Source organism: Actinoplanes siamensis, assembly GCF_016862395.1.
GTDB classification, from domain to species: Bacteria; Actinomycetota; Actinomycetes; order Mycobacteriales; family Micromonosporaceae; genus Actinoplanes; species Actinoplanes siamensis.
Genome location: NZ_BOMW01000105.1, coordinates 1 through 13,501, shown reverse-complemented (window position 1 = coordinate 13,501; position 13,501 = coordinate 1). Strand labels below are relative to the sequence as shown.

Here is a 13,501-nt window from a genome sequence, read left to right as displayed (position 1 = left end):
GGGTGACGTGGCCAGGGGTGGGCACGTCACCCGCCGTATGCCGTTATTTGGGACCTTCACGACGTATGAGCAGGATTTCCGGGCCGGGGCTCGCGTTTGGTGAGGGGACCTTCTAATCTCCTACCGCCATCGGCGGCGGAGTGAGAGGCCCTGCGAGTTGACGTACGTCGAGACCCGGACCAGCGTCTGGGAAGCATTGGCCGGCCGGGCCCAGGGTGGTCAGGCGCGGCCTGCCGACTCCGGTCTCTGGCATGCCGTCGCCGACCGGCTGAACCCGGCGCGGGCCCGTCCCGAACTGCGCGGCGGCATCGAGGTGCGGCACCGCGTCACGGTCCGCGGCGGGCGGTACGTCATGCTCCGCTCGCCCGCCGACGAGACCGGCCGCGGCTGCTACCTCCGGCTCAGCCCGGAGGAGTACCAGCTGGCCCTGATGATGGACGGCACCTGCACGGTGGCCCGCCTGGTCGCCGAGTTCGCCCGGATCGCCGGCCGGCTCGCCCCCGACCAGGTCCGCCGGGTGGTCGCCGACCTGGCCGGCAACCGGATGCTGGAGGAGCTGCCGGTCGACGCGTTCCGCCCGCTGCGCACGATGCACCGGGAGCCGCTGCCGGGGCTGCTGGCCGTGGCGCGGGGCCGCCGGACGCTAGCCGTGCCTGTCGACGGCGCACTCACCGGCTTCTACAACAGCGTCGGCCGGCTGCTCTTCACCCGTCCCGCGGTCTGGCTCGGTACCCTGCTGGCGCTCGCCGGCGTGGTGCTGTTCGCGCTGTCCTGGCAGCGTGGCGGTCATGCCCTCTTCCTTACGGGTGACTCCTACCTACTCGGCGCCATCACATTGCTGTTACTCAACGTGGTCGCCCTGGGCCTGCACGAGTTCGGGCACGCGCTCGCCGCGAAGCGGGTCGGCCGGGAGGTTCCCTCCGCCGGCCTGATGCTCCGCTTCGGCCTGCCGACGGTCTTCGTCGACACCAGCGACGTGTGGATGGCCGGCCGGCGCGCCCGGATCGCGGTGACCGCTGCCGGCCCGGCGACCGGGCTCGGCCTGGCCGGCCTGGTCCAGGTGATCGGCCTGGCCGTGCCCGGCGCCGGCGGGCTCGCGTTCCAGCTGGCCTTCCTGTTCTACCTGCACACGTTCTTCAACCTGAGCCCGCTGCTGCCGCTGGACGGGCAGTACCTGCTGATGGACTGGCTGGAGATCCCCGACCTGCGGGCCCGCGGCCTGGCCTGGCTGGGCGGCCGGCTGCGCCGCCGCGGCCGGCGCTGGTCGGCGCTGGACCGTGAGGGCCGGCTGATCGCGTTGTACGGCCTGCTCGCTCTCTTCTGGCTGGCCATCGCCGCGGCCCTGGGCTATCGCCTGTGGACCGACCGGGTGTCCGGTCTGGTGCTCGGCCTCTGGTACGAGGGTTTCGCCGCCCACCTGCTGCTCGTCGTGATGCTGCTCGGCCTCGTCGCCCCGCCGCTGTACTTCCTGCTCGGCCGGTTGGGCAGCGGCTGGCGCCGGTGGCGCCGGCGCGCTCAGGAGCGCGACCAGGAGTCCGACATGCCGCACCGGCTGGCCGCGTTCCACGCCTCGGACCTGGGCGGCCTGCCAGAGCCGTCGCTGCAGTCGATGGCCGCCCGGGCCCGCTGGGAGCACCCGCGGGTCGGCCGCCAGCTGGCCCGGGCCGGTGAGCCCCAGGCCACGGTCTACGTGGTGGTCGAGGGCGCCCTGCACGGCCGCCGCCCCGGCGACCCGGGCGGCACCATCCGGCACCATGCCGGTCCGGGCAGCGTGGTCGGCCTGGCCGCCGCGCTGACCGGCCGCACCACCCCGCTGGACTGGCACGCCGCCGGCGGGACCACGCTGCTCGCCGTGCCGGCCTCCACGGTCACCGCGGTGGTCGGCCCGCTGCCCGGCCCGCCGCCGGGGGAGCTGGCCGAGGCCGAGGCGCTGTTCGCCGACACTCCGGCGCTGGCCGCCCTGGAGGAGGACCAGCAGCTCGCGCTGATCGCCGCGGCGCACCCGGTCGATCTGGAGCCGGGCGCCCCGGTGATCCTGCACGGCCCGACCCACGCGGTGGTGGTCGAGTCCGGCGTGATCGCCATGCCGGACGGTGTCGAGTTGCGCCGCGGCACGCTGGTCGGCCCGGTCGGCGACGGCACCCCGGGGATGGTGGCGCAGACCCGTACCCCGGTCCGGCTCTGGATCATCCCGGACGCCTCGGACCTGCCGCCGCTGATCGGCGCCGTCGCCCGCCCCGGCGCGCCGATGCCCAGTCTCCGGCCGGGCCGCCCGCTCTCGGTGCGACCGGGCGCGGTGCACCCGCCGCTGGCGGTCCCGCCCGGCCCGCCGGACGGCGCCGGCGGCTTCGACGTGGACCGGCACTTCGAGCGGCGGATGTGGGTCTTCGTCAGCCTGCTGCTGGTGGTGGCGCTGGGCGGTCTCGCGCTGGACCTCGGCGCCGGCCCGGCCTGGGCCGAGATGCCCGCCGGGAAGGCGCTGCTCACGGTCGAGAGCGGCGCCGCGGCCGTGCGGCACGGCGGTGTCCAGGAGTCGCTGACCGCCGGTGACCGGCGCTATCTGAGATCCGGCACGCAGGTCGAGGCGCCGGACAAGAGCCGCGCCTGGCTGACGTTCCCGGGCGGCGGCGCGCTGATGATCTGCCCGGGCGCCCGCGTCACGCTGAACGCGGCAGGGGTGCGGAGCGGCCGTGAGTCCAGCCCGTCCGGCAGGGTCACCCTGCAGAGCGGCCGGCTGCTCGCCGACACGGCCGGCACGAGCGGGGCGTACCGGCCGCTCGCCCTGACCGTCGTCCGGGTCGCCGGTGACGTGACGAACGAGGGCCGGGCGTGGTACGCGGTCGACCTCGCGGCGATCACCGTGGCGAACGGCACCGTCACCGCCGGCGGTGTCCCGGCCCCGCCCGTCACCAGCATGCTGACCTGCGGCGACGGGAAGAAGGTGAGCCAGCCGGCGACCACCGAGGGCGACGACCCGTCCGAGGAGCCGTTCCCGTCGGACACGACGGACCCGCTGCCCTCCGGGCCGGCGAACCCGAGCCCGGTCCCGGCCAGCTCCGGCCCGGCCGTCACCGCCGACCCGTCGGAGCGGGCCAGCAGCTCGCCGACGCCGAGCCCGACGACCGTGCCGACCGGCGGGGCCACCACCGTCAAGCCGCCGGTGAAGCCCACCAAGCCTCGGCCGAGCACCACCAAACCGACCACGACGCCCACCACTGCGGCGCCGACCACGACGCCCCCGACGACCAACCCGACGAGCGCCCCGGAGAGCACACCGGGCGAGACGGCGACCGCCGGCTGATGTTGTGCTGGTTCTGCGCCGAGAGCGCCCGCGCCACGTGCCGGTTCTGCGGCCGTGGCGTGTGCGCCGAACACGCCCGCTTCGGGCCGTACCTGCTGGAGATCAGCCGGTCGGCGGTCCGGGACCGGGCCGAGGCGCTGGTCGTGGACGACGCCGTGCAGTGCGGCACCTGCCATCCGCGGCCGCAGCCGGTGGCCATGCCGGAGCTCGACTAGAGAGCAGGTCGACGACGGACGGGGCCGCGTCTTCGCGCTGTCCGAGCAGGCCGGCATGGCCTCGGCAGCAGACGGCGGGACGGCGCGGGTCCGGCTAGGAGTTCACGTAGGGCGTGACCGCGTTCTCCAGCGCGGCCCGCAGCACGGACCTGGGCCGCGCCCCGACGATCGACGAGGTCACCACCCCGCCCGCGAAGAACAGCAGGGTGGGCATGGCCAGCACCCGGTGGTCGCGGGTGGTCAGCGGGTTCTCGTCGGCGTCCAGCGTGCCGATCGTGAGCCGGCCGCGGAACTCCGGCGCCAGCTCGGCGAGCACCCGGGACATCGGCCCGCAGGGCGGGCACCACTGTGCCCAGAAGTCGACCACCACCGGCACCGGGGACCGCAGCACCAGCTCGTCGAAGGTGGCGTCGGTGATCGTGATCAAGGTCTCATCCGGCATGGGGACTCCTGTTCCAGAGCTTGGCTCAACTGGTCGTGCAGCCGTTCCCGGACCTCGGTGAGTCGGCCGAGATAGTCGTCCACTTCGGCGATCCTGCGGCGCAACACCGCGACCGCGTCCGGGCAGACGTGGCCGGCGCTGTTGCCGGCCCGCAGGCAGGCCACGAACGGGCGGATGTCGTCCAGCGCGAAGCCGGATGCCAGCCGGGTGCGGATCTCGTGCACCACGCGCAGCTCGCCGTCGTCGTACTGCCGGTAGCCGTTGGCGTCCCGGCGGGCCCGCACCAGCCCGTGCTCCTCGTAGTAGCGCAGCGTGCGCGGGCTCGTCCCGGCCAGTTCCGCGAGCTCCCCGATCAGCATGCCGCCGACGGTACGGCTTGACACCGGCGTCAAGGCAAGCCCGTGCAACGATGGGGCCCATGGTCGACGGTCCGGTGGCGTTCGTGCTCGGCGGTGGCGGTGTGCTCGGCGCGGTCGAGGTGGGCATGCTGCGCGCGCTGTTCCGGGCCGGCTTCCGTCCCGACGTGGTGGTCGGCACGTCGATCGGCGCGGTCAACGGCGCCCTGGTCGCGGCCGAGCCCGGCGAGGCGGTCACCGACCGGCTGGTCCGGCTCTGGGCGTCGCCCGAGGCGGCAGCGGTCTACGGCGACTCGATCGGCCGTCAGCTGCGCCGGTTCGCGGCCCGCACCCACCTGCACTCGCCGCTCCCGCTGCGCCGGCTGCTGGAGGGGGAACTGGGCGAGACGGCCACGTTCGCCGATCTGAAGGTGCCGTTCCACTGCTGCGCGGCCAGCATCGAGCGGGCCGCCGAACACTGGTTCGACAGCGGGCCGCTGGTCGACGCGGTGCTCGCCTCGTCCGCGGTGCCGGGCCTGCTGCCGCCGATGGAGATCGGCGGCGAGCACTATGTGGACGGCGGCATCGTGAACTCGATCCCGATCAGCGAGGCGGTCCGGCTCGGTGCGCGACTGATCTTCGTGCTCCAGGTGGGGCGGGTGGAGCGACAGCTCAGCGTGCCCCGGCGTCCGTGGGAGGTGGCGCAGGTGGCGTTCGAGATCGCGCGCCGGCATCGCTTCGCCCGGGATCTGGCCACCCTGCCGGACGGCGTCCGGGTGCACGTCCTGCCCAGTGGAGGCGGCGAGACCGGCGACGACTCGCCCTGGGCCTATCGGGACATGGCCCGGGTCGGCCGCCGGATCAGCCGGGCCTACACCGCCTCCCGCCGCTATCTGACGGCGAATGTCCACCCGCTCCCGGAACCGGGCGGCCGTTGAGATGAGCCTGCCCCCGGTCTGGGTCCGCCGCCTGGTGATCGCCCCCGCCGTCGTGCTGCTCGCCGTCACGCTGCTCACCACGCTGCCGATCTGGCTGCTGCTCGCGCTCGCGGTGTCCCCGCTGGTGCCCGGCCGGCTGCGGGTGCCCCGGCTGGTCTTCCTGCTGATCGTCTACCTGGTCTGGGACGCCGCCGCGCTGATCGTGCTCGCCGCGCTCTGGGTGGCGTCCGGGTTCGGCAGGTCGATCCGCGGCCCGTCCTTCCAGCGCGCGCACTACGTGGTGACCGGCTGGTTCCTGCGCGCCCTGTTCTGGTTCGCCCGCTGGTCGCTGCACCTGGCGATCGACGTGGTCGGCACCGACCCGGACACCGCGCAGCCTGGCCGCCCGGAGATCGTGGTCAGCCGGCACGCCGGCCCGGGCGACTCGTTCACGCTGATCCACGCGCTGGTCAACTGGTTCGCCCGGGAGCCGCGGATCGTGCTGAAGGCCGCGCTGCAGTGGGATCCCGCGGTGGACGTGCTGCTCAACCGGCTGCCCAACCGCTTCATCACCCCGGGCCGGACGGCCACCGCGACGCTCGAGGAGCAGATCGGCGAGTTGGCCACCGGGCTGGACGACAACGACGCCTTCGTGATCTTCCCGGAGGGCGGCAACTTCACCCCGCGCCGCAAGGTCAAGGCGATCGCCCGGCTGCGGGCCAGCGGCCTGGACGAGATGGCTGTCAAGGCGGAGAACCTGCGCAACCTGCTGCCCCCGAAACCGGGTGGCCTGCTGTCCGCGCTCGACGCGGCCCCGGACGCCGGAGTGATCTTCGTGGCACACACCGGCCTGGACCGGATGGTCACGGTCGGCGACGTGTGGCGTGAGCTGCCGATGGACAAGCGCCTGGTGATGAGGTTCTGGAGCGTGCCGCCGGAGGAGGTGCCGGCCGGTGAGCAGGAGCGGATCGACTGGCTCTACGCCTGGTGGGCCCGGATCGACACGTGGATCGAGGAGAACAAGCCGGCGCCGCGGCCGCTGTGGATGGACCGCGGCGCCGGCTGACGAGAAGCCCTACTTGCCACCGAGCGCCTGGTAGACGCTGTCCGGGGCCTCGGAGATCTGACCGCTCGGCGGCTGCTGGGCGGTCACCGTCTGGCCGTAGTCGCTGTACTTGACGACCAGCGGCTGCGTCTCCCGGTTGTCCACCGCGGGCAGTCGCAGGGTCAGCGTGTCCAGCCGGTCCTGCTGGTCCAGAGTGGCCTCGAACGGCACCCGCTGGGCGTCCGCGCCGTAGCCGTCGACTGTCACCTTGCTGATCCCGGCCACCCCGGCGGCCTTGGTCAGGTCCAGCGTCCCGCCGTACGAACCCTCGCCTGCCTGCCGCACGTCAGTGGTAGCGCCGAGCAGTTCGGCGGTGTTCGCCGGGTCGATCTGGCCGGGCTTGAGGCCGATGTCGGCGCCCTCCGGCAGCCGGGCGATGTCCAGGTGGGTCCAGGTGTCGCCGGTGGTGACGCCGGGGATCCGCGCGTACAGGTCCTGGCCGAGCAGCAGCGTCTTGACGGTCAGCGAGGTGTTGGTCCCCTTGGCCGTCAGGTCCGCGTTGCCGTTGCCCTTGACCGGGTCGACGTCGGCGGTCAGGTCGAAACCGGCGCCGTTCGTCATGGTCATCTTGAAGCTGGTGTTGCCGAGCTTGGCGGCGGCGTCCGACAGCGCCCTGACCGCCGCCGGGTCCGCGCTGCTGGAGGGCGCCGCCGAAACGTCCGCCGAGCCGGAGGCCGACGTCGCGGGCGTGCCGTCCGCGGTGCTGCAGCCGGCCACCGCGAACGCGGCCGAGGCCACCGCGAGGCCGATCCCGGTGAGCCGAGTGGTCCGCATCGCTGTCCTTTCGTCGGGAAACATCGATGAGGAGGTTCCCGATCGTGGGAATCGGCAAACGGACACCGCGGGCGAAGCGTGGCGCGGCGGCCGCCCGGTTCGCCGCCCAGATCATGTCCGGGGCATGATGAACCGGAGGTAATCCGTGCTTGCAGGACAGGGGGAGGACGCGTGAGATTCGAGGTCAGCAAGGTCCTCGACGCGATCGAGGCCCACCTCACCACCGACCCGGCTCTGGCCCGGGCCGTGGTGGATCTGTCGGAGGTGGTGCGTTACGCCGACCTCGACGGCGGCCGCCCGGCCAGCCTGGTCCGGCTGGGCCTGCTGGTCGACGCCCTCGGGCGCTACGCCGCCGAGGAGAACGTCCCGGTCTACGTGATCGCCCCGCGCGGTCTGCTCTCCGACACCGACCTCACCTCCAACGAGCGCATGGTGGTGCGCCGCTGGGCCGACGACGGCAAGGTCGAGGTGGTGCCGCAGATGGGGGACCGGGTGCTGGAGGTGGCCGAGATGCTCGGCGTGCCGGTGCTCACCCGGGACCGGGAGGACCGGTTCCGCGCCAGCCGGCCGTGGGTCGCCGAGCCCGGTCGCCTGCTCGCGCTGGTGTCGCAGCAGGGGGGACCGGCGCTGGTGGCCCGGGTGGGCCGGGGCGAGGTGGTCCCGCCGACGCCGCGGTCGCCGCTGGGCGAGCGGTTGCTCGCGCGCATCTGGAAGTGCCCCGACTTCAACTGCACCACGTTCGGCACCGGCGGCGACTCGGACAGCCCGTTCGCCGACATGCGCACGTTCACCAGCCCGGTCGCCCAGCCGCCGCCAGCCCTGCGCAACGGCGTGCCGACCTGTCCGCGGCACGGTGAGCGGCTCAGGGACGCCGGCCCCCGGCCGCACACCGAGGTGCTCTCGGTCCGCATCGACGGCGTGGTCCGCCAGCGGTTCACCGTCTCCGAGGACCAGCCGGTGGTGGTCGGCCGCGCGCCGGAGGGCGGCGGCATCATGCTGGGCCAGTGGCTCACCGCCGACGCCCGCAAGTGGATCAGCCGCGGTCACGTCCGCTTCGCCCTGCGCGCCGGCGAGATCACCGCGAAGGACATCAGCACCAACGGCACCGGCGTCCGCCCGGGCGGCTCGCCGGACGACGACGCGCGGATCACGCTGCACCGCGACGAGTCCCGGGTCCTCGCGCCGGACGACATAGTGGAGCTCTACGCCGGCGTCCACGTGGGCCGCGCCAAGCTCTGGTCCAACGGCGGCGTCGTCCAGCCCCAGTCGGTCATGGCCGAGGCCCCGACGATGGCCATCCGCCCTCTCGGCCGCTGACCATCAAGATCCGCCCACTGGCGCCGCCGGGTTCCGGCCGGCCCTCAGCGGTGTCTCCGGCCCGCTGAGACACCCGGGCGACCAGCCGGCCTGCCCGGCGTGCGGCCAGCGCGGTCCCGGCGGACGGCCGCACGGGGTGCGGCGAGGCGGCCCGAGCCGGCGGCCGCACGGGGTGCGGTAGGGCAGCCGGAACTGATGGCCGCGCGGGGAGTGCCGTCCGGCGGTCCGAGCCGGCGGACGCGCAGCCGCGCGACCCGGTGGTCCGGGCCGGCGGCTGCGGTGGTGGCGGTCAGGCGGCCAGGACGGCGGCGAGCTGGGCCACCGCATGGTCGAGGTCGGCCTCGCTCACCACCAGAGGCGGAGCGAGCCGGATCGTCGACCCGTGGGTGTCCTTGGCCAGCACGCCCCGCGCCGCGAGCCGTTCGCAGGCGTCCCGCCCGGTCATCAGCGCCGGGTCGATGTCCACCCCGGCCCACAGCCCGCGGCAGCGCACCGCCACCAGCCCCTTGCCGATCAGCGCCGAGAGCCCGGCCTCCAGCCGCGCCCCGAGCCGCGCCGACCGCTCCTGGAACTCCCCGGTCCGCAGCAGGCCGACCACCGCGCTCCCGACCGCACAGGCCAGCGCGTTCCCGCCGAAGGTGGAACCGTGCTCGCCGGGCTTGAGCACCCCGAGCACGTCCCGGTTGGCGGCGACCGCGGAGACCGGCACGATCCCGCCGCCGAGCGCCTTGCCGAGCACGTACATGTCCGGGACCACACCCTCGTACTCGATGGCGAAGGTCTTCCCGGTCCGGCCCAGGCCGGACTGGATCTCGTCGGCGACCAGCAGCACGCCGGCGGCCGTGCAGGCCTCCCGGACCCGGGCGAAGTACCCGGCCGGCGGGATCACCACGCCGCCCTCGCCCTGGATCGGCTCCAGCAGCACCGCCACCGTGTTGGGCGTGATCGCCGCCTCCAGCGCCACGGCGTCGCCGTAGGGCACGACCACGAAGCCGGGAGTGTACGGCCCGAAGTCGGCCCGCGCCTCCGGATCCGTGGAAAAGCTGACGATCGTGGTGGTCCGGCCGTGGAAGTTCCCGTCCGCCACGATGATCTCGGCCTGCCCGTCCGGCACGCCCTTGACCTGGTAACCCCACTTGCGGCCGACCTTCACCGCGGTCTCCACGGCCTCGGCGCCGGTGTTCATCGGCAGCACCAGATCCTTGCCGCACAGTTCGGCCAGCGCCCGGCAGAACGCGCCGAACTGGTCGTGCACGAACGCCCGGCTGGTCAGCGTGAGCCGGTCCAGCTGGGCGTGCGCGGCCGCGATCAGCGCGGGGTGCCGGTGCCCGAAGTTCAGCGCCGAGTACCCGGCCAGCATGTCCAGGTAGCGGCGCCCGTCCACGTCGGTGACCCAGGCGCCCTCGGCCTCCGCCACGACGACCGGCAGCGGGTGGTAGTTGTGCGCCGTCCAGCGCTCCGCGTCGGCGAGGGCTTCCGGCGTACGAAATTCGACAGTGGTCATCGGCGGTGCTCCTTTGCCCTGCTCTCCTGGCTCTCGCCTGCGGCGTCGTCCACCGGGTCGGTCATGGCCGTACCTCCAGCGTGCAGCACTTCGGGCCGCCGCCGGCCTTGCGCAGCTCGGACACATCGACCCCGATCGGGTGGTAGCCGCCCCTGCGCAGCTCCTCGGCCAGGTGGGTGGCCTGCACCGGCAGCACCACGTTGCGGCCGTCGCTGACCGCGTTGAGGCCGAGGACGGCGGCGTCCTCGGGCGTTGCGATGATCGCATTCGGGAACAGCTGCCGGAGCACGGATTGCGAACCCGGCGAGAAGGCCGACGGCAGGTACGCGATGTTCGTCTCGTCCAGCACGCAGAGCGCCGTGTCCAGGTGGTAGTACGCCGGGTCGACGAGCTGCAGCGTGACCACCGGCCGGCGCAGGAACTCCTGGGTCTCGGCGTGCGACGCGTGCGAGGTGCGGAATCCGGTCCCGGCCAGCAGCAGGTCCCCGGCGAGCAGGATGTCGCCCTCGCCCTCGTTGGTGTGCTTGGGCATCGCGACCTCGAAGCCGCTCTCCCGGAACCAGGCGGCGTACGCCGGGGCCTCGTCGGCCCGCTCGGCGTCCCGGAACTGCACCCCGAGCGCGCGCCCGTCGATGATCGTGCCGCCGTTCGCGGCGAAGACCATGTCCGGCAGGCCGGGCAGCGGGTCGATCAGCTCGACGGTGTGGCCCAGGTCGAGGAACGTCTTCCGCAGGGTCTCCCACTGGCGTACGGCGAGCGCGTTGTCGTACGGCGCCGAGGGATCCATCCACGGGTTGATCCGGTAGGTGACGGCGAAGTGGGTGGGCCGGCACATCAGATAACGGCGGGTCATGCAGGAAACGCTAGGGGTGGTTGACCTTCACACACCCTGGTTCAACCTTGCGTACGGCGGCGGATCGTTGCGTGATCGCCACTCGGCGCAGTGATTCGTTGCGTGCACACCACACGGGCGCCGGGAGAGGCGTTCGCACGCAAATCCCGGCGCCCGTGGGGTCGTCCGGCGAACCGCCGGAGCCCGGTCCGGCGAACCGCCGGAGGATTTTCGGGGCGGGCCGACCAGCGGGTCGTCCCGGTTCCGAGGGGTGTGCCCGGCAGCGCATCGCCGCCGGTGTATGTGAGGTACCCGTCAGAAACGGTTCGCAAACTGTGTGTCGAGCCACTCCCGCAGGTCCGACGCCGGGTGCATGTCGGTGCCGAGCCAGCTCAGCTGCCCGTTGAGGGCCAGCACGCCGAGCACGATCGCGCCGATGGCGACGGCGATGCCGATCAGGGCGTCGCCCTTGCCGGCCACGTGCCGCTTGCGGGTGGCGCTCAGGCCGGCCAGCGAGAGGATCAGGCCGAGGGCGGCGACGCCGATGCCCCACCCGGCGAGCGGACCGGAGAGCACCAGCGCGATGCCGGCCACGCTGGCGATCAGGCCGAGGGTGGCCATACCGCTGGCGCGCGGGCGGCGGACGGTGGGGGCGGGCTCGGTGACCGGCTTGGCGGCCGGGCCCTCGGAGTCTGCCGGCCGGTCGGCCGTGACGGACCGCCCGGCGGTGACGGGCCGGTCGGCGCCGGCCGGGCGGCCGATCGCGACGGGCTTGCGCTGCGCCTCGGTCGGCGGGGTGACCGTGCTGGTCCGCGGCGTGGTCATGGTCTGCGTGGTGGCGTCCTCGGTCCGGCGGGGCCGCACCGGAACCCGGGCGGTCTCGTCGGTATCGGTCGTCGCCGTACGCGAGAAGGTAGGCATCCTCACGTCAACACCTCCTGGCGGAACTCGGGGATCGGTATGACAAGGCTCTATACCCGGGCCGCTGGGAAACGACACGAGGGGTGCACAGAACGTGCACCCCTCGGAGGAAAACCGCAGGTCAGACGAGTGACGAGACCGCGTTCACGTCGGAGGCCCGGCTGATCACGTGGTCCACCAGGCCGTAATCCTTGGCCTGCTGGGCGGTGAACCAGCGGTCCCGGTCGGAGTCGCGCTCGATCTCCTCCGGGGTGTGCCCCGAGTGGAACGCGATCCGCTCGTTCATCACCTGCTTGATGTGCAGCATGCTCTCGGCCTGGATGGCGATGTCCGCCGCGGTGCCGCCGATGCCGCCGGAGAGCTGGTGCATCATCACCCGGGCGTGGGGCAGCGCGTACCGCTTGCCGGGGGTGCCGGCGCAGAGCAGGAACTGGCCCATCGAGGCGGCCATGCCCATCGCGATGGTCGCCACGTCGTTCTTGATGTACTGCATGGTGTCGTACACCGCCATCCCGGCGCTGATCGAGCCGCCGGGGGAGTTGATGTACAGCGCGATGTCGCGGTCCGGGTCCTCCGAGGCCAGCAGCAGCATCTGGGCGCAGATGCGGTTGGTCACCTCGTCGTTGACCTCGCTGCCGAGGAAGATGATCCGCTCCCGGAGCAGACGCTCGAAGACCTGGTCGTCGAAGGACGCGCCGCCACCGCGCATGGTCGTGTCAACACTCATGGGTCAACCCTTTCGCATCCGCTCTTCTACGTCTCACACCTTCTCCCACGAGGCGTGTCGAGGCCCAGCGATTCCCCTCAGGGCGAATCCGCTCACGGCAGAATGCGCCCTCGCCCCGGGTGGCACTGATCACGCGCGATCCGTACAAGCGTGTTTCTGCGGATACTTTTGGCGCGTGCCGGAGGGACATACCATTCACCGCCTTGCCACCCGCCACCGCGAGCTGTTCGCCGGTCACCCGGTCGCGGTCTCCAGCCCGCAGGGCCGGTTCACCAGCGGGGCGGCCCTGCTCGACGGGCGGGTGCTGCGCGACACCGAGGCGTACGGCAAGCACCTGCTGCACCACTACGAGGGCGACCGCACGCTGCACGTGCACCTCGGGCTCTACGGCAAGTTCACCGAGGGCGAGCCGCCGCTGCCCGACCCGGTCGGCCAGATCCGGATGCGGATGGCCGGCCCCACCCACTGGCTCGATCTGCGCGGCCCGACCGCGTGCGAGGTGCTCGAGCCGCCGGCCGTGGAGTCCCTGCGCGCGCGGCTCGGCGCCGACCCGCTGCGCGACGACGCGGATCCCGCCCGGTCGTACCAAAGAGTCAGATCTTCGACCAAGCCCCTGTTCGCGCTGCTGCTGGACCAGTCCATCGTGGCCGGCTGCGGCCTGATCTACGCCAACGAGGTGCTGTTCCGTGCCGGGCTCGCGCCGACCACCCCGGGCACCGCGATCGATCGGGAACGCTGGACCGCGCTCTGGGACGACCTGCGCGCCCTGATGAAAGAGGGCGTGGCCCGCGGCCGGATCGACACCGTGCACACCCGGCACACCCCGGAGGCGATGCGGCGGGCGCCGCGCGTCGACCGGCACGGCGGCGAGGTGTACGTCTACCGTCGCGCCGCCCAGCCCTGCCTGGTCTGCGGCACCGCCGTGGCCCGCGGGCCGCTGGCCGGCCGCAACCTGTACTGGTGCCCCACCTGTCAGCGCTGACCGGCCGCGCTGACCGGCGTCGCCTCCGGCTCGCGGGCATCGCGCCCCTCGGAGCCGATGACGAGGCCACCGAAAACGACCACGCTCTGCTGACCGGCGTCGCCTCCGGCTCGCGGGCATCGCGCCCCT

General features: G+C 73.2%; 13 protein-coding genes. 6 read left to right on the top strand and 7 right to left on the bottom strand.

The genetic code is table 11. The features are described from left to right. Positions 1-157: 157 nt before the first annotated feature. Positions 158-3,301, top strand: coding sequence for a cyclic nucleotide-binding protein (locus tag Asi03nite_RS36760; protein WP_203685136.1), 3,144 nt, complete (start codon positions 158-160; stop codon positions 3,299-3,301). Beyond that, positions 3,301-3,516 carry a hypothetical protein gene (locus Asi03nite_RS36755; protein ID WP_203685135.1) on the top strand — a complete coding sequence of 72 codons (216 nt, stop codon included), beginning with the start codon at positions 3,301-3,303 and terminating at the stop codon, positions 3,514-3,516. The genes Asi03nite_RS36760 and Asi03nite_RS36755 overlap by 1 nt, the downstream gene beginning before the upstream one ends. A 94-nt stretch (positions 3,517-3,610) precedes the next feature. On the opposite strand, the gene Asi03nite_RS36750 is transcribed toward Asi03nite_RS36755, so the two are convergent. Then, complete coding sequence (locus tag Asi03nite_RS36750; protein ID WP_203685134.1) at positions 3,611-3,958, bottom strand: thioredoxin family protein; 348 nt, start codon at positions 3,956-3,958, stop codon at positions 3,611-3,613. Continuing rightward, a complete protein-coding gene (locus Asi03nite_RS36745; protein ID WP_203685133.1) occupies positions 3,940-4,317 on the bottom strand; it encodes a MerR family transcriptional regulator in 378 nt (125 codons plus the stop codon). Before Asi03nite_RS36745 ends, Asi03nite_RS36750 begins: the two co-directional genes overlap by 19 nt. A gap of 59 nt (positions 4,318-4,376) precedes the next feature. On the opposite strand from Asi03nite_RS36745, the gene Asi03nite_RS36740 reads away from it, so the two are divergent. Next, positions 4,377-5,231, top strand: a complete 855-nt coding sequence (locus Asi03nite_RS36740; protein ID WP_203685132.1) for a patatin-like phospholipase family protein — start codon at positions 4,377-4,379, stop codon at positions 5,229-5,231. A gap of 1 nt (position 5,232) precedes the next feature. After that, a complete protein-coding gene (locus Asi03nite_RS36735; RefSeq protein ID WP_203685131.1) occupies positions 5,233-6,276 on the top strand; it encodes a 1-acyl-sn-glycerol-3-phosphate acyltransferase in 1,044 nt (347 codons plus the stop codon). Between the two features lie 9 nt (positions 6,277-6,285). On the opposite strand, the gene Asi03nite_RS36730 is transcribed toward Asi03nite_RS36735, so the two are convergent. After that, positions 6,286-7,089 carry a hypothetical protein gene (locus Asi03nite_RS36730; RefSeq protein ID WP_203685130.1) on the bottom strand — a complete coding sequence of 268 codons (804 nt, stop codon included), beginning with the start codon at positions 7,087-7,089 and terminating at the stop codon, positions 6,286-6,288. Between the two features lie 171 nt (positions 7,090-7,260). On the opposite strand from Asi03nite_RS36730, the gene Asi03nite_RS36725 reads away from it, so the two are divergent. Continuing rightward, the gene (locus Asi03nite_RS36725; RefSeq protein ID WP_203685129.1) at positions 7,261-8,406 is read left to right on the top strand and encodes an FHA domain-containing protein; all 1,146 of its coding nucleotides are present in this window, start codon (positions 7,261-7,263) and stop codon (positions 8,404-8,406) included. 289 nt (positions 8,407-8,695) lie between these two features. On the opposite strand, the gene rocD is transcribed toward Asi03nite_RS36725, so the two are convergent. The 4 genes from rocD to Asi03nite_RS36705 all read right to left on the bottom strand — a co-directional run bounded on the left by rocD (position 8,696) and on the right by Asi03nite_RS36705 (position 12,390). Next, the gene (rocD, locus tag Asi03nite_RS36720) at positions 8,696-9,910 is read right to left on the bottom strand and encodes an ornithine--oxo-acid transaminase (RefSeq protein WP_203685128.1); all 1,215 of its coding nucleotides are present in this window, start codon (positions 9,908-9,910) and stop codon (positions 8,696-8,698) included. A gap of 61 nt (positions 9,911-9,971) precedes the next feature. Further along, entirely contained in the window at positions 9,972-10,763 is a 792-nt protein-coding gene (gene ddaH / locus Asi03nite_RS36715; protein WP_203685127.1) for a dimethylargininase, read from the bottom strand. A gap of 294 nt (positions 10,764-11,057) precedes the next feature. After that, positions 11,058-11,669 carry a hypothetical protein gene (locus Asi03nite_RS36710; RefSeq protein WP_203685126.1) on the bottom strand — a complete coding sequence of 204 codons (612 nt, stop codon included), beginning with the start codon at positions 11,667-11,669 and terminating at the stop codon, positions 11,058-11,060. A gap of 115 nt (positions 11,670-11,784) precedes the next feature. Then, positions 11,785-12,390: an ATP-dependent Clp protease proteolytic subunit gene (locus Asi03nite_RS36705; protein ID WP_203685125.1), complete on the bottom strand. Its 606-nt coding sequence runs from the start codon at positions 12,388-12,390 to the stop codon at positions 11,785-11,787. A 175-nt stretch (positions 12,391-12,565) separates the two neighbouring features. On the opposite strand from Asi03nite_RS36705, the gene Asi03nite_RS36700 reads away from it, so the two are divergent. After that, positions 12,566-13,372, top strand: a complete 807-nt coding sequence (locus tag Asi03nite_RS36700) for an Fpg/Nei family DNA glycosylase (RefSeq protein ID WP_203685124.1) — start codon at positions 12,566-12,568, stop codon at positions 13,370-13,372. Positions 13,373-13,501 lie beyond the last annotated feature (129 nt).